The following is a 23,372-nucleotide window of genomic DNA, read 5'->3' as shown; positions in this document are numbered from 1 at the left end:
CGCCAAGAATTCATGAAATAATGAAGTCCCTCATCGACCTATTTGCGAATTCATGAATACCAAGGCAACCTCATGAGAACTGATGAAACGCGGATTTCCCTAGCGGAAGCATCCCGCCGCGCGGCCCGGATTCTCACCCGCGGTGCCAGCAGCGAGCTCAAGAGCGGCGCTGCGCCAACCTTCAACGATCTCGCCGAGTCGCTGCATTTCGTTCTCGGCGACGGTCGCACCTGGTTCAGCGACCAGCGCATGGTGCTGATGCAGTCGCAGGTGCTGGGGCGCTTGCGCACCGAGATCATCGACGCTTTCGGGATCGAGACCGCGAAAGCGCTTTTCATGCGTGTGGGTTACATGCAGGGTACGCGCGACGCCGAGTTGATCCAGAAGCGTTTCCCAAACCAAGACCTCACCCACGCGCTCGCCGCCGGGCCGCGCGTGTATACGCTGGAGGGCTTCGTCAAGGTGACGACGCGGCATTTCGAATTTGACAGCGACAAGTGCACGTATCTAGGCGAATTCCTGTGGGAGGACTCCTCGGAAGCCGCCGAGCACCTTGCGAGCTATGGCCTCGCCAGCGAACCGGTCTGTTGGCTTCAGGTCGGCTACCCTCCGGCTACACCACCAAGCTTTGCGGCTGGCCCGTCATCTTCCGCGAGGTCGAATGCGCCGGCATGGGCGCGTCACGCTGCATGGTTGTCGGCCAGCACGCCGATGCATGGGGCGACGACGCGCCGGAGCGCAAGTATTTCGGATTGGAATGGAAGAGCCGCTCGGTGCACGCCACCGGCAAGGTCCCGGTCGCGGCAGACCAAAGCCCGACCGCCGCAGGCGATGGCAGCAGCGTCGCGGTCGGCGTCTCGGCCGCGTTCGTTCGCACCCGCCGCCAGCTCGAACGCGTCGCCGAGACCGACGCCACCGTGCTCTTCGTCGGCGAATCCGGCGTCGGCAAGGAGCTGTTCTCCAGTCAGTTGCACGCCATGAGCCGGCGCAGCAGCGGTCCATTTGTAGCGATCAATTGCGCGGCTATCCCGGAGCAGCTCGTCGAGTCCGAGTTATTCGGGGTGGAGAAAGGCGCCTACACCGGCGCCATCGCCTCGCGCGCCGGCTATTCGAACGCGCTTCCGGGGGCACGTTGTTCCTCGACGAGATCGCGTCACTGACCTATTCGGCCCAGGGCAAGGTGCTGCGCGCGCTGCAGGAGCGCAAGATCGAACGGGTCGGCGGCGCGAAGACCAACTCACTGGACCTCCGTGTGGTGGCGGCATCCAACGTCGATCTGACCGCCGAGGTCGCGGCCGGCCGCTTCCGGCAGGATCTGTATTTCCGGCTGAGCGTGTTTCCGATTGCGATCCCGCCGCTGCGGGAGCGGCGCGACGACATCCCACTTCTGATGGCGCATTTCGTCGGAATCTATTGCGCGCGCCACAGCCGGCAGCTTGTGGGCTTCAGCCGCCGCGCCACCGACGCGCTGCTCAAATACGACTATCCTGGTAACATCCGCGAATTGCAGAACCTGATCGAGCGCGGCGTCGTCTATGCCGACGACGGTAGCATCATAGATATCGGTCATCTGTTCAGTGGCTCGGAGCTGCTGCCGCCATTCTCAATCCAGCTCACGAGTGAGGGACGACTGGGACGCACGCCGCTAATTGGAGTGAATGCACCTGCAGCGCAAGACAACAACACTGTCTCGGAGGGACGCGCATCATTGCCGAACGGATCCTTTGCAGAAATGGAGGTTGCCGCCTATCGCTCCGCGCTGGCCCAAGCAGACGGCAACGTATCGGCCGCCGCCCGTCTTTTGAAGATCAGCAGACCAAAACTCGACTATCGACTTCGCCGTCTTGGCCTCAGGCTATAGCGGCATATCGTTCTACTCGCATTAGTGCACCGCGCTTTTTGATTGGCTCTTCTCTTTTGCGAACCAGAGACCCCGATCGAAACACCCTACTGTTGCTTGATGATGTCCAGGGACCTTGAAAGGAGAACGGCACATTAGCCTTGTACCCTCGTTCTTCAGCCAACGTGGGTTATCGTTCGATGACGCCGCGGCGGCGACCATCGCCGGGCACTCATTTGGCGGGATTTCGGCGCGCTGAGGCGCCGCCGTGGGCGCAAAAGGCTTGAGCGGCGGCACTCGCAGCCTCGACGTCTCGATCGAAAGCACAGGCGCGCGGCCGCCGACGTGTTTGGCGCGCGATCTACACGAGGCAACGACTCGCCGTTTGAAGCTTTCACGCGGCGACGGGGCGCGCAGGTGACCTCGCTATCGTATGGGCCGGTCACACCATCGGTGACCAGCGCCGAAATGATCAAGCTCACGCTCACAAATTCACAGGTAAGGAGTCTAACATGCGCCTCAGTTGGTTCGCTCGATTGTCGGACTTCCGACGAGGCACCGTTGAGCTGCGCACACGATACCTGCTCCAAACGCACCCCTTCACAATCCGGCTGCATGGCATGGTTGTTGCCAATTTCTTGAATGTCGCATCAATAGGACAAAGAAGATGTCACGATTATCCGCGGTCACGCTGCTCACGCTCGCGCTTCTCTACCCAATATTTGGCGAGCACGCTAACGCGATCACTACGGTGCCGCGCGATCTCGGCGGTCCTAGAGGCGCCGACTTTACCGGAACCTGGTCTAATGAGACTCCGAACACTGGTACTATCACACACATCTTTCAGCGCATGTAAATTCGCTTCCGCGCAATCAGATTGGTGGCTCGAAGCGAATCCGGCTGCTGCCCATTGGCAATAGCCTCAAGACCCAGCCCTGAGGATCGATCATTATGTTCAATGGTAGTTTACGATAGCGGCGTAAGGCGCCCACGCTTACCGCCAGGACAACGAGCAGAGAGCCTCTCTCAAGCACCCGGATGAAATTCTCTACGTCGCGCGATCGGATGGAAGAGCCGGTAAGTCCATATCGGGTTATACTCCGTCGATCGAGAGCAGGGCGATGCTGATATAAAGCAGGGGATAGTCACCGTTGCAGACGTCAATCTTGAACAAGTATTTCGATGCCCGCCTGCCTTGGTACACCATCTATCCAACTGTACCCCAGTTCTCCGCCGCGGTCGGTCCCGAAGCTTGTGAGCAATGGCTGAAGAGAATGCCGGCCGACGAGCCAGTCTCGGTCTATATCCACGTTCCGTTCTGCCGATCGATTTGTTGGTATTGTGGTTTTCCGACGACGATGACTCAGCGGGATGCGCCGATCCTCAACTATTTGGCGGTGCTGCGCGAGGAGATCCGTTTGGTCGCAGAGCAAGTGCCGCAAGGGTTGCCAGTGAGCGACATACATTTTGGCGGCGGATCGCCGACCCTCATCAGGCCATGGAGTTTTTGGACTTGATGAAACTCTTGCGGTTGCGCTTCGCATTCAGGAAATCGGCTAGCTTCGCCATCGAGATCGACCCGCGCACGTTTACGGTCGAGATGGCCGAGGTTTTCGGGGCGGCCGGTGTGAACCGCGCGAGCCTCGGCGTGCAGAGCTTCGATCCCATCGTTCAAAAAGATAAACCGGGTCCAGAACCCGGCGCAAACGGCTACGGCCGTTGAAAATCTGCGCCAACATGGAATATGCCGCATCAACTTCGATCTCATCTACAATCTTCCAAGGCAGACAGTGCAGTCATGCGTACGGACCGCAGCAATCGCGGTAGGCATGTGCCCCGACCGGCTCGCGGTTTTCAGCTATGCGCACATTCCGTCATTTAGGAAGAATCAGCTCCTCATCAACGAGACGGCGCTGCCAGATAGCGGTGCCCGCGCCGAACAGGCAGCCGCGGTAGCCGATACCCTGGTCGCCGCCGGCTACGGCCCAATCGGACTTGACCATTTTGCCTTGCCTGAAGACGAGCTCGCTCTGGAGCAGAAAGCCGGTCGCCTGCGGCGCAATTCTTTGGGGTACTCGGCAGACACCTGTAGAACCTGATCGGCTTCGGACCTTCGGCCATTGGTCGTCTTGGCGAGGGTTACGTCCAAAACGAAGTTGCAACCGGTTCCTACAGCCGGCACATCAGAGAGGGTCTACTGGCGACATCAAAGGGCTGCCGTCTCACCCACAAAGATCGCGTCCGAGGAGCAATCATCGAGCGGCTGATGTGCGATCTGGAGGCCGACGTGCCGGCCATCTATGCCGTGCACGGATTTGATCCGATTCCTTTTCTTAGTTCAGCTGAACGCTTGGCGAGGCTCGCCGAAGGTGGGATTGTGGACATCGAAAATGGATTTATCCGCGTGAGGCAGGAGCACCGCCTTTTGATTCGGGCTGTCGCCGCCGCATTCGACGCTTATCCGTACCGCTCACTCTGTTAGCACATCCTAGCGAGCGGAGCATAGCGAGCGCAAAGCCGTACGCGGCCTGGCGTGCAGCGACGTGACCATTCGACGGGACAAGGCATTGATTGCGCATCGGCAAACGCGAGCCCTACCGCAAGTTTACCTGGCGGTGAACTACAAGGAGGATCCCGGACTGCTAAAGCCGCGACTCTGTGACCTACGCCGAACGGATATGAACGCGCTTCGAAGCCGAATTCTCGGGCGGATGCGCATCGCTCAGAGTCTCTCTTTGACCCGCGGGCCGGCTATCAGCCATAATGGGACACGTGTTGCGCCGACGCTATCCGGCAGTCGCTTGGGTTAGGCGGATATTTACCCGCATCATCGATATTCGAGATTTATCACCCCGAGCTGGTCGGAGAGGCAAGCATGATGCTCCCGTCTTGGCTTACTATGCATGCTCGGTTGATGACGCCAATGTTACGAACTCGACAAACCGTCGCGGCTCATTGCGCGGGCATCTGCCGTGCATGCGTGCTTCACTTTTCCAAGCAAGCGAAACCATACTTAGGCCTGGCACGCCGATTGCTGGGATGAAGCAAAGAGGCGCCGCCTGCAAGCCGGTGGTAGCGGCCGTCCCAGGAGTCCAGGAGATCGATAGGCTCGATCTTCCGCATTCTCGCATCAAGCACTTTGCTCCGGCCAGCTATGCACAAGCCGGACAAGACATCATTCTGGAAGGAATTTTGTCTGCGAGGCTCTTCAAGAGCCAAAAATCTCGGGATAGTGCTTTCTACGTCGAGATCGGCGCCAATCACCCCGTCTCTAGCTCGAGTATATATCTTATGTACCAAAGAGGCGCGCTAGGTGTTCTGGTTGAACCCAATCCTGAATTGGCGACGCTGATCCGAACGGCGCGCCCCAGAGAACCGTCTGTTGTCTTGCCCGCTCCGCAGGCGTTTGCCACGCTCTTCATCGGAAATGCCCATGAGCCTCCTCAGTGAATGAAGCACATATTGAAAATTTCGGCGACTTCGACGGCTTAGGAAGTATACAGACCGTATCGAGGTGAACACTGTCGGCATCAACGAGTTGTTGATCCCTTATGCCGACAAGATCGACTTCTTGGCGATCGATTGCGAAGGACTGGATCACGATCTCATCAAAGCCATCGACTAAGAGCGGATCAGACCTGCCCTCATTCAAATGGTACCCAAGCGCTGCCATCGGAGCTAGAATAAGGACGCCCAATAGTGCTATCAACTCGGTCATCAATTTCGCGGAAAAGTTCTCGTAGTTGACGGGTAAGTCTCTCTCAAGAGCATTCGCTCCACTTGAGAATGATTGCAGCATCTGTGTTGCCGACTAGTCTGAATGCTGATTTTTTGCTGAAAGGCCCTTGCTCCCCTAAGAAGCTGTCTTATTTCAGCAGCGCCTGCACTAAGACTCGCAGGCATCGACTGCTAACAACGTTGATTTCCCATCGTGCAAATGCAAGGAGTACCGTATGCAATTTCGTCCGCTTCACGACCGCGTCGTGGTCAAGCGCATTGAGGCAGAAGAGAAGACCGCTGGCGGCATCATCATTCCCGACACTGCCAAGGAAAAGCCCTCCCAGGGCGAAGTCGTCGCCGTTGGCCCCGGTGGCCGCGACGAGAGCGGCAAGCTGATCCCCATTGATGTTCAGGTCGGTGATCGCGTGCTGTTCGGCAAGTGGTCGGGCACCGAGGTCAAGATCGACGGCCAAGAGCTGTTAATCATGAAGGAAAGCGACATCATGGGTGTTCTCACCGACCTGTCGGCCAAGAAGAAGGCCGCTTAATCCAATCGCTCGTACCGCTCACCTTGAGGAGCGCCTGCCGGGCGGCTCGCCAAGAGTGAGATGAGACCAAGACAACTCAGGGGACTAAATATGTCAGCCAAAGAAGTGAAATTCGGCGTTGACGCCCGCGACCGCATGCTGCGCGGGGTCGACATTCTCGCCAATGCCGTGAACGTCACGCTCGGCCCGAAGGGCCGTAACGTCGTGCTCGACAAGTCGTTCGGCGCGCCTCGCATCACCAAGGACGGCGTCACTGTTGCCAAGGAGATCGAGCTCGACGACAAGTTCGAGAACATGGGCGCGCAGATGGTGCGCGAAGTCGCCTCCAAGTCCGCTGACGCGGCCGGCGATGGCACCACCACCGCGACCGTGCTAGCGGCTGCAATCGTCCGTGAAGGCGTAAAGGCGGTGGCCGCTGGCATGAACCCGATGGACCTCAAGCGCGGTATCGACCTCGCGGTCGAGGCCGTTGTTGCGGACCTCCAGAAGAACTCCAAGAAGGTCACCTCGAACGAGGAGATCGCCCAGGTCGGCACCATCTCGGCCAATGGCGACGCCGAGATCGGCAAGTTCCTCTCCGACGCCATGAAGAAGGTCGGCAATGAGGGTGTCATCACCGTCGAGGAAGCCAAGTCGCTCGAGACCGAACTCGACGTCGTCGAGGGCATGCAGTTCGACCGGGGCTACATCTCGCCCTACTTCGTCACCAACGCCGACAAGATGCGCGTTGAGATGGACGATGCCTACATCCTCATCAACGAGAAGAAGCTCTCCTCGCTGAACGAGCTGCTGCCGCTGCTCGAGGCCGTGGTGCAGACCGGCAAGCCGCTGATCATCGTCGCCGAGGACGTCGAAGGCGAAGCCCTCGCAACCCTGGTCGTGAACCGTCTGCGCGGCGGCCTGAAGGTTGCGGCGGTCAAGGCTCCGGGCTTCGGCGATCGCCGCAAGGCCATGCTGCAGGACATCGCGACCCTGACCGGCGGCCAGGCGATCTCGGAAGATCTCGGCATCAAGCTAGAGAACGTGACCCTCAACATGCTCGGTCGCGCCAAGAAGGTGATGATCGACAAGGAGAACACCACGATCGTCAACGGCGCCGGCAAGAAGGCCGACATCGAGGCCCGCGTGGCCCAGATCAAGGCGCAGATCGAGGAGACCACCTCGGACTACGACCGTGAGAAGCTCCAGGAGCGTCTTGCCAAGCTCGCGGGCGGCGTCGCGGTGATCCGCGTCGGCGGCGCGACCGAAGTCGAGGTGAAGGAGCGCAAGGATCGCGTTGATGACGCGATGCATGCGACCCGCGCGGCGGTCGAAGAAGGCATCCTCCCGGGCGGCGGCGTAGCCCTACTCCGTGCCTCCGAGCAGCTCAAGAACCTTCGCACCAAGAACGACGACCAGAAGACCGGCGTCGAGATCGTGCGCAAGGCGCTGTCCTGGCCCGCTCGCCAGATCGCGATCAACGCCGGTGAAGACGGTTCTGTGATCGTCGGCAAGATCCTCGAGAAGGATCAGTACGCCTACGGCTTCGATTCCCAGACGGGCGACTACGGCAACCTCGTCACAAAGGGCATCATCGACCCGACTAAGGTCGTACGCGCCGCAATCCAGAATGCCTCCTCCGTGGCGGCGCTTTTGATCACCACCGAGGCCATGGTCGCCGAGCTGCCCAAGAAGGGCGGCGCCGGTCCGGCGATGCCCCCGGGCGGCGGCATGGGCGGCATGGATTTCTAAGTCCACTTGCTCCAACGACTACGAACCCGGCAGCGATGCCGGGTTTTTTGCTTTCAGCTCGCTTTTCCGCTCGTTTCCGGGGCGCGCGAAACGCGATTCTGAAATGACAGTTTTGAGAAATCCCTCATCTCAACTTCCGCAAATCGTTCCATGCGCGGGTCGCCGTCTTGGGTCGTTGACCAGGAGATGCGCCTGATGCGGTCGATGATCACGCGAATCGTCGCCGGTTAATATATCACGCCAATGTCCGACTGTCCGGCGAGTCGTTTCCGTTTTCTCTCCGGGCAAGGGCCTCGCCGGCAGGCACGGTAAAGACGAGCGTGTTCTCATAATAGCGTCGATACAGCTATAGGTTCCACAACTGACGCCGTTCGGCTCTTGCGTCGGGATCGAGGCCCCAGGCGCTGAGGGAAATCCTTCAACCGCTCGCGCCCGCCGGGCCGTCGTTGATGACGAGCTCGCCCATTCCGATGCTGGCGCCGGACGTCGTTGTCGCCTTCGCCAAAAGTCGATCGAGCGCCAACGCAAGATGTTTGCGGAATTTACGTCGAGCCTCGAAGTCTGTGCGACGAACGATCGATCGCGGTGAACTCTTGTGCTTGCCGAGCTCGCTGTCGGAGACTCTTTACGAGATACCAATCCTAGCGTTGATGTTATGCTATTAGCACTTCGCCAGCGCGGCCTGGCAGGCTTCGCCGATGCAAATCCGGTGAGCTCAGGCGGCTCGCCTGTTGATGCCTAGCTTTGAGCCAGCGCAATTACGCCGGCTCGATGTTGCGGGAGCGATCGGACATTGCGGTAGAGAGGACGTTACCAAGAGCGCTCTGCTTGTCGCGGCGGCGTTGTACCGAGGAGGGAATGCGCATGGCTTCGCGGTACTTCGCGACCGTGCGGCGGGCAATATCAATGCCCGAAGCGCGTAAGCGCTCCACGATGGTGTCGTCCGACAGGATCGCGGACGGTGCTTCCGAATCGATCAGCTGCTTGATGTGGTGACGGACGGCTTCGGCGGAATGCGCCTCGCCGCCGTCGGCCGAGGCGATCGAGGCGGTGAAGAAATATTTCAATTCGAATGTGCCGCGATTTGTCGCCATGTACTTGTTGGCGGTGACGCGCGACACCGTGGATTCATGCATCTGGATCGCGTCGGCGACGGCCTTCAGATTCAGCGGCCGCAGATGCGCCACGCCGTGGGTGAAGAAGCCGTTCTGCTGGCGCACGATTTCGGTTGCAACTTTCAGGATGGTGCGGGCGCGCTGGTCGAGCGCGCGCACCAGCCAGGTCGCGTTCTGGAGTGCGTCGGTGAAATAGGACTTGTCGCCGTCCTTGCCGATCTTCTTCGACAGCTCGGAGTAATAGGTCTGGTTGACCAGCACGCGCGGCAAGGTGTCGCTGTTGAGCTCGACATGCCAGCCGCCATCGGGACCCGGGCGGACATAGACATCCGGCACCATGGTCTGGAGCCGCGCCGAGCCGAACTTCATGCCGGGCTTGGGATTGAGCCGGCGGATCTCGCCGATCATGTCGGCGATGTCCTCGTCGTCGACGCCGCAGAGCTTGCGCAAGGACGCGATGTCGCGCTTGGCAAGCAGATCGAGATGCTCGACGAGGGCCTGCATCGCGGGGTCGTAACGGTCGAGCTCGCGGAGCTGGATTGCCAGGCATTCGCTCAAATTGCGCGCGCAGACGCCGGGCGGATCGAATTTTTGCAGCACGGCAAGGACGTTCTCGACATCCCCCGCCGAGGCGCCGAGGCGCTCGGCGGCCTGACCGAGATCCGGCGGCAGATAGCCGGCCTCGTCGACGAGATCGATCAGGTACTGGCCGATCATCCGCTGCGCAGGCGAAGTGAAGGCGACCGACAGCTGTTCGGCGAGATGGTCGGACAGCGTGGTCTCCGCGGCGACGAAGGCCTCGAGATTGTAGTCCTCGTCGGAGGAGGCGCCGCCGCCCCATTCGGTATAGGTGGTCGGCGTCGCATCCTGGGCGTTGCGCGCGGCCGCCTCGGCCGGCTCCTCGGAGAAGACGTTGTGTGCGATCTCAGCACGGCTGCCGAGATCGGGATTCGGCCATGCCTCTAGGCCGAGCTCAAACGCTTCGACGGCCCCGCCTAAGGAGTCATGGTCTTGGCTTGCGCGTTCTCCACGGTCGCTGAACAGGCTGGTCTCGTCCGAAACATCACTAGTTGAGAGCTCATTATGGCCAGCAGGTTCGAGTAACGGATTGCGCTCGAGTTCCTCCTCCACGAACGTCGCGACATCGAGATTGGACAATTGCAGCAGCTTGATCGCCTGCATCAACTGCGGCGTTATCACCAGCGACTGCCGAAACTCAAATTTCTGCGTCAGATTCATAACGCAATCCTTTCTAAACCGGTCCAATTCTTGCCTACCATAGAACAGGCATGCATGACTTCACGAATGGGAGAACAACTTCGGTACGGAGGCATGGCCCTCAAATAACCGTCATCAATCTCCGGACAGCCTGGCTCGCTCGCGGCGTCCTTGCTGCAGCGGGGGGGCGTGCCGTGCGGAGACATCAACCGGGCCCACCGACAATCGTGAGGAAGGACTCGCAGTCGCAAGCGGCGGCGCAACGCTGTGCGCATCCGGACTTTGATCCCGGTGGGTTCAGGCAAACAGGGGCTAGTCGCTGTCATTCGTTCAGGACCAATCGGCAGCTGGCGTTTTCGAGTCTGAGATTGACGACTTTAGCACGGAACGTCTAGGGCGATTCCGGAGAAGCGCGACGAACTTTGAGCTATACGCTTATTCAATCTGCGATGGGTGAAGTATTGCTCGCAACGGGGCGCTGCAAAGACACCGGTCGGTGGTGCTTGCGATCGCATCGTCGATGCAATTGGTCGGATGTTGGCTATCGATCACGACGTAGCCGTATGGAGTCGCGTACATGTTGGTGAGCGTGGTGTTCATGCCAAGTGTCAGATACCCAGGCCGGCTGTAGAATCGGCCAGCGTACCTCCAGGGCTTTTGGACATGTCCAAAGCGCGAGGCGACGGTGATCCCGCCATTGGTCCGAAGTCAGCCAAAGCTAGACGTCGGACAGTGTTGGCGTCGATTGTCGGCTTTCAGACCAATGTTCGCCAACTTGGCGATATAGCCCACTACAAAGCGCCTGCAGAACCTGCGATACTCGATTCGGCACGGCCCTTGCTCTGCTCGAGGCAGCCTCGCCTATTTTTCAGATGCGATAATGTTAGGGGCGGGCTCGGCGCGCGTCGCCGCTAGCGTCGGGTCCGCCCCGTAGTGCTGTGAGGCGACATGAAACAGGATCTTCGACCGGCGACCAGATTCGCTCACGCTCGCCGCCGCCATATACTACGCGGCACGAACAGAAGGACTATGGAATCAATGTCTCCCTAAGCCGCGAGCGACGAGGCCGCATGTCCACGAGATCTTTGCCCTGGCTAAGTGTACCCGCAGCTCCGAAGCAGCCGCGCAGGCCTGCCTCAGGACTCGATGTCGTCGCCTAAACGTCAATGCATAATCCTCCAATTTCGATAAGCTAAAGCAAGGATGCAGACTGGAACGGTAGTGTCGTACAGCGTCGAAAAAGGCTGGGGCTTCGTAAGGTCTGATGGTTGCAACAGCAAGGATTTGTTCGTGCATATGTCCGAACTACGCAACTGCTCAGGGACTGATCTGGTGCCGGGCAGGCGCGTGGCTTTCGATCTTCGCTTCAACAAACGGCGCTTAAAGTACAGAGCCGCCGAGGTCAGGCTAGTCGATTGAAGCGCCACGTATCCTAAAGCATCCAAGATCGCTCTCACAGTGAAAGGACAGACCCCCATTTTGGAACCACGTGCTTCGTTGGAAAGGGCTGCTCCGTTGCTTGACGGAGCGCATGACGACGGCGAAGACGAGACACAAGGTCGACGCGGCACTGAAGGCAAAGAATGCGCCGGAAGCGGTACGGGAGAAGGCGACGATGGCCGATCTGGCCCAGTGCTACGCGGTTCAACCAAACCAGATCCATGCCTCATGCTCACAGCAATGGCGAGCAGACAGAGGCTCTGTCAGAATGATAGTAATGAGCGGTCAGTGTCCAACAAACCGATTCAGGCAATCAAGCTCCGCGGGTCCATTTCAACTACCTGAAATGTCAACGTTCTGCTGCCTCCCGGCTTCCGGGCCGAATGCCTCAACGCGCACTGGTTGTGTGGCTCTTTCATGCGAGCGGCGGATGGATTTGCTCGACCAGCGCGTCGGCCACTTCCATGCCCCGCGCTTCTCGAATTAAGAAGAGCCGAGCTACTACAATAGGTAGGACGGACTTGTGACTTAGTTCGCCGCCGACTTGATGAACACCCGCCCTACTTCATCTTTACTTCGACCTCTGCGCGAAAGGCGTGACGCGAGGTGTCGCGTGAATAGAACATGTGGTCGCCTGGATAGACCACGAGTTTGAGCCGCCGCGCCGACGCAAAAGGCGGCAGCCGATCGAGCGCCAATCTGGAGCCGAAATAGGGCGTGACAATATCGAACAGGCCGAGCCCGACCAGCACGTTCATCTTCGCGTCCGTCGCAAGGATCTGGCGCTGCGCCGACAGTGATTCCGGGGAGCCGCAGTTGCCGAATTGCCAGCCTGCGCGACCGCGCCGTTGAGCAGTTCATAGGAACCGTCCGGCCGCCAGTTTAGCTTGCGCGTAAGGACATCGACTGCGGCACTCGCCATGGGCGTAGCCAGCGGATCGCCCGAGGGATCGCCGAAGTGGTGGCGATCGGAGTCCGGATAGGGATCGAGGCCGCGCACCGAGGCGTAATGACCGGCGGTCACCTTGCCGCTCCTGCGACCGAACTCGCGGCGAAATTCGTTGCGCCGTTGACAAGGTCGGCCAGGAATTCGCCACGCGCGTAAGCTTCGACATCGGCGAGATCGGCACGTTTGACCGCTCGCCTGCCGTCGGCTTTGGCGTCGCGCGCCACCGCGACATAGGTTGGCAGCCTCGCGACATGCTGCAGAAGGCTCGTGCCTTTGGACTCGCGGTAGACGAACAGCGGCGAGACCATGATCAGACCTTTCACGCCTACGCCCTGCTCCATCTGCAGAGTGCGCAAGACTTTCGGTCCGCGAATGCCGCCTTAGCTTTCCCCCGCGACATATTTCGGCGAGGAGAGCCGCTCGTGTTTCTCGAGCCAGTGGCGGATCACGAGCGCGATCGAACCGGCGTCGCCATCGACCGAATAGAACCGCTTGCGCACACCCTCGCCCGTCGCCAAAAAACGGCTATAAAGACGCTCAGCGCCGGCGCCCTCAGGTTGGACGAGATCGACGCGCCCTCAATCGATTCGCTGAAACGGAGAGGAATGTTACCGCGCTACGCCAAGAGAAGGATGAGGCGCGAGCGGCACAGCGAAGGCTTGAAGAAGGCGTAGCATCCAAGCGGATATGCCTGGATAACGTGCTGCTCTATGTGAAAGGTGGGGCTGCGGTCGTCCGTGACAAATACCGGGTCTTCCATTTTGCGTCTGGGCTAACCATCGACAACGGCAACCCCGGCGCGCATGACGCAGGTTTGTCCGCGGACGCGGCGCCCTTGCCACGTGAAAAGCTGGAGGGCGGGCAAGGGTCGGCAAGAAAAAGGCGAGCTCGCCGAGGCGATTGTCGCGTTCCTCGGCGGTCGGTGCCATCACTCGTCTTCCTGGCGCTTGATGATCGCGGGCACCGCCCCGCGGATTGAAGCCGGGCGGGAACGCGCAACATGACGACATCGATCAGATGACGATGATCAGGTGCACGCCTCTAAATGCCGCGATTAGCAGATCACGGTGGCTACTGCTTGCGTCAGGTTTCCAGTGACTGTTCGGATTGTTGAGCTAATCGGCACAACCATAGTTCCACGGTGACCAGTTCGGCGTCGTTGGGTGACAAGAACAACGTCGTTGAGTCGGCTCTGGCGCGAGCTCCCCCGCGTATTGTTCCCGTGCTGACTTCGTTAGGAGCAACCAGACAAAACTCCCTCTGCTTGCAGCGTGGGAACGTCGGCAAACACTTGTGAGCCGCTGAGTAGTTACGTCCAGGCTGTGGGGGATCGTGGGTTGCAACCATGACGCACATTGATCGCTCCGTTCGCTCAACTGCCCGCTTACGCCGCCGCCATTCGCCGGAAAGTATCGCCCAGAAATCCTGTAGCCATCTATGAGCCTTGGCTGGTCATCCCAGGCGGCGAAATCCTTGGGTGGCCCCAAGCAGGCTCAACTATCAGAGCTGATAGTACTCCGGACAATCGTGGCGGATAATCTTGGCAAGTTGTTTAGCGATCGTCGCGCAGCGTGTCGGGAGGAGCTTTCAACGATGCTGACCGCCGCAGAAATTGCGGACGCCAAAAAGCGCGTCAAGTATCCATACGCAAGCGTTCTGCACGAACATGACGATAGCGTCAGGATCGCCTATCAATGGCTTGATGCGCAAACAACAACCAAGAGAAAGCTGAGGCGAGCGTATCCTCTGAAGGAGATTGTCGAAATTTGGGGCGGCAGGTACGTCGCATCGTTCGATGTAGCAGTTGCGGCTGAAATACACCCTCAAATCCGAGGGACGTACCCTCAATTCAACATTAGCCCTCGCCTTACGCTCCCTTCCGATCATCGGCTTACAGGCATAGCCGAGGCCAGAACGCAAGACTACCTGCTTACGGCAGCTCACATCATCCAGATATATCGTCGGATCGAGGAACCGTAGAGCACGAAGTTAACCGCCAGAATGCCCGTACGCTTTCAGCAACGACTAACACATTGATTTCCAAGCGACGCACACTGACCACCAGAAATCGAGATTGCTGCTCAGACCAGTTACCATCCACTGTGTTCGAAGCCGAAGCATGTGAAATTGCTCGCAATGATCGCGCTCACCAAACAACTCGCCACCCCAGCACCACGGTTGATCGGCTGGGACCACGTCCGTGGCCAGCCCTCGGCGCCTATATTCCTCCGGAGCGGCGACACCAATCTGGAAGCAAGGAATTCCTTCAATAGGATCGACCGCCATCAAATGCGCTGTGACAACCCTGCCCTGGAGACGCACGTAAGTAGATCGCGCGACCATTCGAATGGTCGAGATGAATGAAGAGCTGCGGATCAAGCTTCCGCGCTGGAATTCCCGCGCGCCTGCAAGAAGCGCCTGCTGGAATGATACAAGCGCATCGGTTGGATCTGTCATGATCGACATGAGCTCGTCTCCCACCAATTTGAAGTTTCCGTACAGCATCCCGCGATGCGATGTGAGGGGCTTACGCCGATTTCCGCTCGATTATTTTTGACACGATGGCTTGATTTCGCCTGCCGGGCCCGGATTGGGTGCCGGCGCGGTCATCCTCCATTGGGCGGTCAGGAGCGATATGTAACGCTGCTGGCATTTGCTAGCGCCGGCGTGCTTGGGTAGGCCCCCTGTGCCTTTGCGCAGGCGGCCCGTGCTCTCTCTGGGATAGAGCCGCCTACTAGTCTTAGTAGGTTCGTTGTCGCGCACGGCTGCGAACTCGACTAACTAACTAGACGTAAGCCGTACAACGTTTCCGCTCGGGGCGTCGCGGGCGCCCGCCAGGGAAGCCTACCAGTTTCGGTAGCAATTCCGAGTAAGGATCAGCGATATTTATTGCAGATACGGATATCCGGGGCGGGAAGATTCCAAGCCTAAAAGATCGCCGCCGGGCGCCTCAGAGCCGTCCAATATTCGCTGTGTTTGCGGTAGGACAACCAACAAGGCCACCACATATGCTCAGCGCCGAGCAAATAGCGGAAGCCAAGAAGCGAGTTCGCTATCAGGGACAGGAGAAGATTCACCAACATGACGACTGCATCAGGATCGCATACGAGTGGCTCGATGCGCAGACGACGACGAAAAGATTCTCGACGCGCACCCACTCACTCAAATATATCATCGAAAGGTGGGGCGGGAGATACGTTTCATCATCAGACGTGGAAGTTGCGGCGGAAATACATCCTCGTATCAAAGGAAAGTATCCTCATTTTAATATCAGTTCTCGCCTTACACTCCCCTCTGATCGACGCCTGGCAGATACTTCGGAGGCCAGAACACAAGGTTACCAACTTACTTCGACGCACATCACGCAAACGTATTTTCGAATCGAAGAACCCTAGATGGGGCCATCATACCATCATAGTGGCGGACCCAACCTGGACAGGGCCAGCGAATCACAGCTTAGAAGGGAGTGACTTTTGTCGTCGGCACCCGCTTTAGAGAGAGCTGGGGAATATTCGGCGCCTGTAGCTAAGTTACAAAATACGGGCGGACTAGGCGACGCAGAACGCGACACGCACGCACAATCACCTGCGAATGCGATACAAGCCGTCACGGCGCCCCCCAGGGGAGATTAGGTCATGGAGATCGCCAATTTCGGCCTCCCAGCCTTCGTCGAGGACTTTCCACCGAATAGTCCCGAGTATGCCAAACTGAGCCATCGTTGGACCATCAAAGTCAACGGCTAATCAGGCGACGCCTCCGGAACGTCCAAGGTCATCGTCGATCGCCTCGATCTTGGACCAACCCAGCGCCGTCAATCGGTCGCGCATCGCGTAGTGGAGCGCGCTACTCTCACTGATCTGCCACTGAGTATTTCGTCCAAAAAGGAGTTAGAGTCCGCCCCGAAGAAGGACGGACTGATGAAGCGAGCAAGGTTCACGGAAGAGATTATCGCGGTGTTGAAGGAGCATGAGGCGGAGACGAAGATGGCTGACCTGGCTCGTAAGCATGGTGTTTCCGAAGCGACGATCTACAATTGGAAGGTCAAATTCAGCGGCATGGACATTTACAAAGTGAAGCGGCTGAGGGCGCTGGAGGAGGATGCGAAGCTGAAGAAGCCTACCGGCCGAGCAGATGCTCGATGCGGCCGCACTTCGCGAGTTGCTTTCAAAAAAATGCTAGGGCCCGCCGCCAAGCGCGCTGCGGTCGCACAACTGCAGGCCGTCATGAGCCTGTCGGAACGGCGGGCCTGCTCGATCCTGGGTGCGGATCGGAAGATGATCCGATATCGCTGCAGCCGCCCGCCGGACGGCAGTTCTGCGTGGCCGATCGCGCGATCTCGCCAAGGAGCAGCGGCGTTTCTGCTATTGCCGGCTGTTCGTCCTGCTGCGGCGGGAGGGCGAGCCATCGGGAATCAACCGAATCTACCGGCGCTTTATCGCGAGAAAGCCTCACCATCCGCGTGCGGCGGGCCGCCGCAAGGCCGTGGGAAGCCGTGCCCCAATCCTGGTCGAGGCGAGGCCCAACGCGCGCTTGGTCGCTGGACTTCGTCCACGACCATCTCGCCAATGGCCGACGCTTCCGCATCTTCAACATCGTTGACGACGTCACCAAGGAATGCCTGGGCGCCATTCCGGAGATGTCGATCTCGGGATGGCGCGTGGGCCGCGAACTGACGGCAATCGTCGATCGACGCGCTGGAGCAGGCACTGCAATGACAGGCGGCCGGTCCATCGCGGCGGCCTCGTGCATCATAGCGACCGGGGCAGCCAATACGGCTCGATCAAATATACCGAGCGTTGGCAACAAAGCTCGCGCCCGTATCAACTGGATGTTCACAACAGACAAAGCTCGCGCCAAACTGCGGCGCGCCTATCCAGGCATGACCAAAAAGTCAAAATCACTGTGACGAGCTACTAGCCCCGAATTCTCGCTTAGAGCAGGCTAATCGGCGGACGAAGCCCCTGCAAGGCCTCGCTAAGGAATGTAGAAACGGCCGCTGTCCGACAAGGCAGTGTTCAATCTCTGACGGTCATGGTCCTCAATCCGCCAAAAGCTGTGCAGCGAACACGAGAACAGAAGCTGCTCGGCCAATCTCCTAAGTGACCATGCGTTTGGCATGCACCTTGCACCATAAAAGGTTTGGGGACGTGGTGGAAAAGGCACCGTGCTCGCACAGTTTCCCCCTAAGCGCCGCTTCTCTCAGGTCGTACTTTGACATCGCTTGCGAGCAGTTAGCCGGATGAACCACGCCATGGATAGACAATCCGGCACCACAGCGTGAACAGCATTACGGGGCATACTCTAGAACAGAGGAGGCCAGGCCATGTCTGACTCTTTCCAACGCTCTAATGCAGCCGAGTCGATGAAAGCGCAACGTGCTGAACTTGAACTTGAATTCAACCAGAGCCCATTCAGAATCTACGCTGATCGCACAATAGAGGTGGGTGCCAAGACCATCAACGTGTTGCAAATGACGTGGACACTGCGGGCTAAGCGCAGCTGCGAGATGGCATTCTCGCGCCTGCCCGAGCTTTTGGCAAGCGGCGAACGTCTGGCAAAAGATCTGTGGAACCTCCGTAAGGACGGACGGATTGGGCTTTCCTGGCGCGAATACATCCGCGACGCCGGCGAGCGCGCCATATTGCTAATGGATGTTCTCCGAGAGAGCGGCGACATCTTCCTTGAATATGAGGCGGCGGGCTGTCCACCCGCCCTTTTCTACGAGTACGAGACGATCATGGACGGACGGGATCTTCCTGTAAAATCCAACTTCGTATTGCTACGCATGATCCCAGCACAAGATGTTACCGTCGATTACTCGCATCGTCGGCCCTTTGTTATCATCCCTCCGCGTGCGGGACACACCGCGGGTGTCGGCGCCCACGCAGCGGATAGTCAGGTTGGCGTCGCATTGCGTGCAGGTCATCCCGTTTATCTGGTTTCCTTCCGCCGCGAGCCGGAGCCGGATCAGCATCTCTCTGATGTCGCCTATGCGGAAGCGGCCTTTGTTCGGGAAGTCATGCGCCGGCATCCGCGTGCCGCTCTCCCTGCAATCATTGGCAACTGCCAAGCTGGCTGGGCGACCCTCGTCATGGCCGCAACAAACCCTGACTTGACAGGCCCCATTACCATCAATGGATCGCCGGTGTCAGCCGTGTCGGGGAACATCGGCGACAATACCTTCCGCTACATTGCCGGCATATTCGGCGGAGTCTGGATTCCAATGTTTCTGTGCGACCTTGGCAAAGGAATGTTCGACGGCGCCAATCTAATACACAATTTCGAATTGCTCAATCCCGAGCGGCTGTTCCTAAAGTACGCCGACCTTTTTCGCGACGTGGATACAGCGCGCGAAAGCTTTCTTGCAACAGAGAGGTGGTGGGCCAGCTTCTGCCTGCTGCACGAGAACGAGATCTGCTGGATTCTAGAAAACCTGTTCATCGGCAACCGGCTTGCGAGAAACAGGGCCTATCTAGCATCAGAACGTCAACACGTGGATCTCAAGCAGATCGGGGCACCGATCATCGTGTTTACCAGCCATGGCGACAACGTTACGCCCCCCCAGCAGGCTCTGAATTGGATTACGGATGCTTACGAAAACGAAGAGGAAATCCGCGTTCGCGGCCAACGCATTATCTATTTAGTACATAATGACGTCGGACACCTCGGCATCTTCGTCTCTTCGAAAGTTGTCAATCGGGAGTTTAGGCAAGTCGCAACCACTCTTGAGGCGATCGAGGCGTTGATGCCCGGGCTCTACGAAATGTGCGTCACGGATATTCAGGAACATGATGGACGAAAAGACTACAGTGTTGAGCTAGTCCAACGCAGTTTCAAGGACATCCTGGCATTTAACGACAATTATCGCGACGAGCGTCCTTTCGGCGCGGTGGACCGCGCATCGCAACTTCAGGCACAGGTCTATCACACTGTCGCCCGCCCATTCGTCAGAGCGGCGGTCACAAAAGTCACGGCTGACGCCAGTCGAACTGTTCATCCGCAGCGTTTGTCGCGAGCGCTACTCTCTTCGCAAAACCTGATGCTCGTCGGCTTCAAGTCCCGAGCTGAGCAGGTTCTTAGGTCTCGAGCAAAGGCTAGAGCGGATAATCCTTTCTTGATTGCGGAAGCGCTGTATGTGCAGCATATCGAACGGACGATCATCTTCTGGCGCGACCTGCGCGACACGATCTATGAGCTGGTGTTCCACAGCATGTGGAATACTCCTTTGCAGGACTACTTTGGTAGTCACTACGAGGTGAATGCGAGGCAAACGACACTCGAAGAATTGCGGTCGCGCCCTGACGTTTGCTTCGCACTCAAGGCGATTGCGACCGGCGGCTTCATCGAAGCGGTCGTTCGTATGATGACGCTGCTTGTCAACGATCGCGGTGGTATTCGCCGCGATCGTCTGGACCGCTGGTCGCGCGTTCTAACGCAGGACGAACCGTTCCGCTCTCTCGCGTCTGATCGCCTGAATGCAATCACTCGCCAGCAGACCATCATCGCGATCTTGGAGCCGGAAAGAGCAATCGAAACGTTGCCATTGCTACTGGATGACTCTGAGGCACGACGCCGGGCCTATCTCGTCTCATGCTATATACCCGGCCCGGTTGCGGAAATGTCGCCAAGCACGACCGCTCTCTTACGGCGGTTCGCTCAAGTTCTTGACCAGCCACCCATCGCTGGCGATGTAACGGAAGATCCGTTGGTGGAAATGGGGCGCGAGTAACGCGCCGGTGGCTTGGCGAGGAAAGATGTGGCGCCGCCGCGTCGAGAGGCAACGAAGCTCTGTCCCGGAGCTCGGAGTAACTGAGACATGGCGCACCTGTTGACGGGAATGCTCGATCACCACGCACGCGAGCCACATGGTGCTGGTCGGATGCCTGAGTACTAAATCGAAGGAGGGCTGAAGAATCAAGAATGGGATTTGAGGAAGGAAGGGGGTGTACGGATGCGTTTCCCTTTCGAATAAGAGCCCGCCTACTTTCCAGATACTTCTTTCGCCGCTGGAAACCGCAAAATGGAGGTTTTCGTCTTGGACCACGATACTATCCGAGCCGAGCTGATGTACTTGGAGTCCCTTGGCGCCCGACCCTCCGGCTCAAAGCCGCATAATCAACTGGTTGAGCACGTCAAACAGCAGTGGGTAGATTTCGGCATGCGAGTTTACGAGGACGTCCTGCATTTCGATCGCTGGAGTATGACTGCAGAAAACCCCAACGGTCTGGGCCTTTTGATCGACGGACGCGACGTAGCGATCTCTTCCGTCTTTCCCTACTCCGGGACAACCGGGCCCCGAGGGACCGAGAAGCAGTTGCACAGATTGCCTGGCGCAATACCGCGATGGGCCAAAGCGCGCGGAGGCATCGCTGTCGTCGAGGTCCGCAACCATGAGTTTCCGTTTAGTGCGGTGGTCGAGACGTGGGATCGGGCGCGTGCGTGGGGCAAGACTACTATGCCGCTACTGCCCGCCACACTCGCCGGCCTCGGTCTAGCGCGTGCCCGCAGAGCTGGTGTCGAAGCGGTGATATTCGCCTGGCGTGGCATAAGCAGCTCCAACGCCCGAGGACAGTATTTACCATTCACGTTGCCCTACCAGAGCATTCCATCCATCTTCGTAGCTGGAGAGGAGGCCGACTTTGTGCTGGACGCCGCCTCTCGGTGCAGGCGGGCGGTACTCGTCCTTGACGCGGTAATCGAACGAGACAGCACAATGCGAACAATATGGGCGGTCGTCGAAGGTAGAGACGCGCGCAATGAAACTGTGCTCGTGGTAAGCCACAGCGACGGTACAAACGCTGTCGAGGAGAACGGCCATATTGGTTTGACCGAACTCGCGCGCCAGGTTGTCGCTGAACCATTGTCACGCACGGTCATCTTCGTATTGGCCGCTGGACACCTGCGAATCCCGGCAGTCACCGACCATGGCCAGGCCACTTCGCGCTGGTTGCAGGATCACCCACAGTGGTGGGCGGGTGGCCCCGGAAATCGCCTCGCAGTGGCAGGTTTGGTGATCGAGCATCTCGGCGCTCAAGAATACTGTGACAACCCCCTAGAAAACAGCTACGGGCCGACAGGCAAACCTGAACCCGAATTGCTCTATGCCTCTAACCCGCAGCTGACGGCGCTTGTCGAATCGGAGTGGCGCACACCCGCGCAAGCGCCGAGAGTATCGGTCCCAAACGCACTCATTCAGTTCGGCGAAGGCCAACCGCTCTATTTAAAAGGCATCCCCAACATCGCACTCGTAACCGTACCGCAATACCTGCTAAGTACCGAACCGGGCGACTACGTCAATATCATTCTGCTGGACAGACAAGTAAATAGCTTCGCGCGACTCCTGCATCGAATTGACGAAATGCGCACCAATGAAATTGGCACCGTCAAGCCTGTTACGCCACTCGGGAAGGCGGCTGCCGCGCTGCGCGGGATTGGTATTCTATTCATCTGGTATACAAGTTCGTCACATAAAAGATCGCTGGGGTTCTGAAGGAGAGCGGTTGTGGCGAATGCAGGTGTGAGAGGCCGGCCGATCGCGCCGTTGGCGCTGAGTCAACAAGAGCGGGCGTACTTGGCAGGTTCGTCGTCATCGTGTTGCCCGGTCGCTATCTGAGCGATGCCGCGCGATCCTGCGGTGTGCGGATAGCTTGTCAAGCAAGTCTGTGGCTGCTGAACTCGGCCTCCATGAACACACGGTTGGCAAGTGGCGTCGCCGGTTTTTGAAGGATCGCTGTGATGGCCTGCTTGACGAGGCCCGCCCTCGCCGTCCTCGAACCATCAACGACGATCAGGTTGCTGAGGTACTCGAGCGGACATTGCGTACGACGCCCACCGACGCGACGCACTGGTCGATCCGTTCGAGGGTTGCGGAAGTCTTGAAGTTTCTAAAAGAGAATCGATGCTGAGGTTCCTGAAGGCCTCGATATCCATTCTAGACAATTACGCCACCCACAAAACACCCACAATCAAAGCGTGGCTCGCCCGTCGTCCGCATTATCATGTTCACTTCACGCCAACGTCCGCGTCATGGATCAATCAGGTCGAGCGCTGGTTTTCTAAACTTACCAGAAAGCAGATCCAGCGAGGTGTCCACAACTCCGTCAGGCAGCTCGAGGCCGACATCCGCACCTTCATCGACCTGCACAACAAAAACCGAAGCCCTTCAAATGGACGAAGTCCGCAGACCAGATTTTGGCTTCCGTCAAAAGCTTCTGCCACAAAGCCCAGCAGACTTCATGTGGCGAACTCTAGATTCACGTGACTAGCATAACGGCAATTGAGGGCAAGTTAGCAGTTCACGCCCCTCCTTACCTCCAAGGCGGATCCACTGTCGGTATGCGCTAGAATGGTGCAGTATGTATGATCGGCGTTCCGGCTATGCCGTGCGACTTCCGTTGCTGACGCACAACGGCGCGCGCGTGCTTCAGGCGTTCGTCCTCAGATGCGAGATTCCCGCAGCAACGCAGAAGGACGGAATCCTCCATTCTTCCTCGTTGGAATGGGTCAGCCAATCCTGTGTATGTCGGGTGCGGATCGCATGGATGATGCTCGGAGATTGGTGACAGAGTGTCTCCGTCAGGCTCCTGGATGGCGTCGATCGACGGCGGTGCTTCCACCTTGGGTGAGGTCACCCCAGCTCAGGGCCGAATTCATGGAGGCATTTATCAAGGCCGGGCTTCCCGAATGATCAAGGCGAGCTCTCCAGGGTCACAGCGGAGTGAGCGATCGGAAGCTCGACGAATCCGGCCTACGTCAACAGCTCCGACATCACGAATTCTTGCCGCGTGCGCGCCAGCGCGCGATCGAGTCGG

11 protein-coding genes and 6 pseudogenes are annotated in these 23,372 nt (G+C 58.5%); 14 read left to right on the top strand and 3 right to left on the bottom strand.

Annotated elements, in window-relative coordinates; genetic code table 11:
* Positions 1 to 72 precede the first annotated feature (72 nt).
* From NLM15_RS43985 to groL, 8 genes and pseudogenes are all read left to right on the top strand, one after another.
* Positions 73 to 981: a XylR N-terminal domain-containing protein gene (locus tag NLM15_RS43985; protein WP_375166827.1), complete on the top strand. Its 909-nt coding sequence runs from the start codon at positions 73 to 75 to the stop codon at positions 979 to 981.
* Positions 909 to 1,300, top strand: a pseudogene (locus NLM15_RS43980) (sigma-54 factor interaction domain-containing protein); the annotation flags it as partial. The gene NLM15_RS43985 and the pseudogene NLM15_RS43980, both read left to right, overlap by 73 nt.
* Positions 1,301 to 1,390: 90 nt before the next feature.
* Positions 1,391 to 1,861 (top strand): helix-turn-helix domain-containing protein, encoded by a 471-nt coding sequence (locus NLM15_RS43975; RefSeq protein ID WP_375166936.1) that lies wholly within the window; start codon positions 1,391 to 1,393, stop codon positions 1,859 to 1,861.
* Between the two features lie 1,130 nt (positions 1,862 to 2,991).
* A pseudogene (gene hemN, locus NLM15_RS08180) lies at positions 2,992 to 4,322 on the top strand (oxygen-independent coproporphyrinogen III oxidase).
* A gap of 494 nt (positions 4,323 to 4,816) precedes the next feature.
* On the top strand, positions 4,817 to 5,290 hold the full coding sequence (locus tag NLM15_RS08175; protein WP_254116453.1) for a hypothetical protein: 474 nt from the start codon (positions 4,817 to 4,819) through the stop codon (positions 5,288 to 5,290).
* Between the two features lie 52 nt (positions 5,291 to 5,342).
* Positions 5,343 to 5,465 (top strand): annotated as a pseudogene (locus tag NLM15_RS43970) (hypothetical protein); the annotation flags it as partial.
* A 328-nt stretch (positions 5,466 to 5,793) separates the two neighbouring features.
* Positions 5,794 to 6,108: a co-chaperone GroES gene (gene groES, locus NLM15_RS08170; RefSeq protein WP_254116452.1), complete on the top strand. Its 315-nt coding sequence runs from the start codon at positions 5,794 to 5,796 to the stop codon at positions 6,106 to 6,108.
* A gap of 90 nt (positions 6,109 to 6,198) precedes the next feature.
* Complete coding sequence (groL, locus tag NLM15_RS08165; protein ID WP_254116451.1) at positions 6,199 to 7,839, top strand: chaperonin GroEL; 1,641 nt, start codon at positions 6,199 to 6,201, stop codon at positions 7,837 to 7,839.
* Positions 7,840 to 8,597: 758 nt separating this feature from the next.
* Here the strand turns inward: groL and rpoN are convergent.
* The gene (gene rpoN / locus NLM15_RS08160; RefSeq protein ID WP_254116450.1) at positions 8,598 to 10,193 is read right to left on the bottom strand and encodes an RNA polymerase factor sigma-54; all 1,596 of its coding nucleotides are present in this window, start codon (positions 10,191 to 10,193) and stop codon (positions 8,598 to 8,600) included.
* A 1,182-nt stretch (positions 10,194 to 11,375) separates the two neighbouring features.
* On the opposite strand from rpoN, the gene NLM15_RS43965 reads away from it, so the two are divergent.
* A complete protein-coding gene (locus NLM15_RS43965; protein WP_375166826.1) occupies positions 11,376 to 11,591 on the top strand; it encodes a cold-shock protein in 216 nt (71 codons plus the stop codon).
* 581 nt (positions 11,592 to 12,172) lie between these two features.
* Here the strand turns inward: NLM15_RS43965 and NLM15_RS08155 are convergent.
* Positions 12,173 to 13,124, bottom strand: a pseudogene (locus NLM15_RS08155) (peptidase S10); the annotation flags it as partial.
* A 1,030-nt stretch (positions 13,125 to 14,154) separates the two neighbouring features.
* Between NLM15_RS08155 and NLM15_RS08150 the strand changes: the two are divergent.
* Positions 14,155 to 14,541 (top strand): hypothetical protein, encoded by a 387-nt coding sequence (locus tag NLM15_RS08150; protein WP_254116449.1) that lies wholly within the window; start codon positions 14,155 to 14,157, stop codon positions 14,539 to 14,541.
* A gap of 45 nt (positions 14,542 to 14,586) precedes the next feature.
* Here the strand turns inward: NLM15_RS08150 and NLM15_RS08145 are convergent, their stop codons facing one another.
* Positions 14,587 to 15,027, bottom strand: coding sequence for a hypothetical protein (locus NLM15_RS08145; RefSeq protein ID WP_254116448.1), 441 nt, complete (start codon positions 15,025 to 15,027; stop codon positions 14,587 to 14,589).
* A gap of 1,451 nt (positions 15,028 to 16,478) precedes the next feature.
* On the opposite strand from NLM15_RS08145, the pseudogene NLM15_RS08140 reads away from it, so the two are divergent.
* The 4 genes and pseudogenes from NLM15_RS08140 to NLM15_RS08125 all read left to right on the top strand — a co-directional run.
* Positions 16,479 to 17,255: pseudogene (locus NLM15_RS08140) on the top strand (transposase); the annotation flags it as partial.
* 629 nt (positions 17,256 to 17,884) lie between these two features.
* The gene (locus NLM15_RS08135; protein WP_254116447.1) at positions 17,885 to 20,290 is read left to right on the top strand and encodes a DUF3141 domain-containing protein; all 2,406 of its coding nucleotides are present in this window, start codon (positions 17,885 to 17,887) and stop codon (positions 20,288 to 20,290) included.
* A 291-nt stretch (positions 20,291 to 20,581) separates the two neighbouring features.
* Positions 20,582 to 22,051, top strand: coding sequence for a hypothetical protein (locus NLM15_RS08130; protein WP_254116446.1), 1,470 nt, complete (start codon positions 20,582 to 20,584; stop codon positions 22,049 to 22,051).
* 12 nt (positions 22,052 to 22,063) lie between these two features.
* A pseudogene (locus NLM15_RS08125) lies at positions 22,064 to 22,812 on the top strand (helix-turn-helix domain-containing protein).
* Positions 22,813 to 23,372: the final 560 nt, after the last annotated feature.

It is taken from the genome of Bradyrhizobium sp. CCGB20 (assembly GCF_024199855.1).
GTDB lineage: Bacteria > Pseudomonadota > Alphaproteobacteria > Rhizobiales > Xanthobacteraceae > Bradyrhizobium.
Note: the sequence above shows the minus strand (reverse complement) of the source record. Positions and strands in the feature narration are given on the sequence as shown.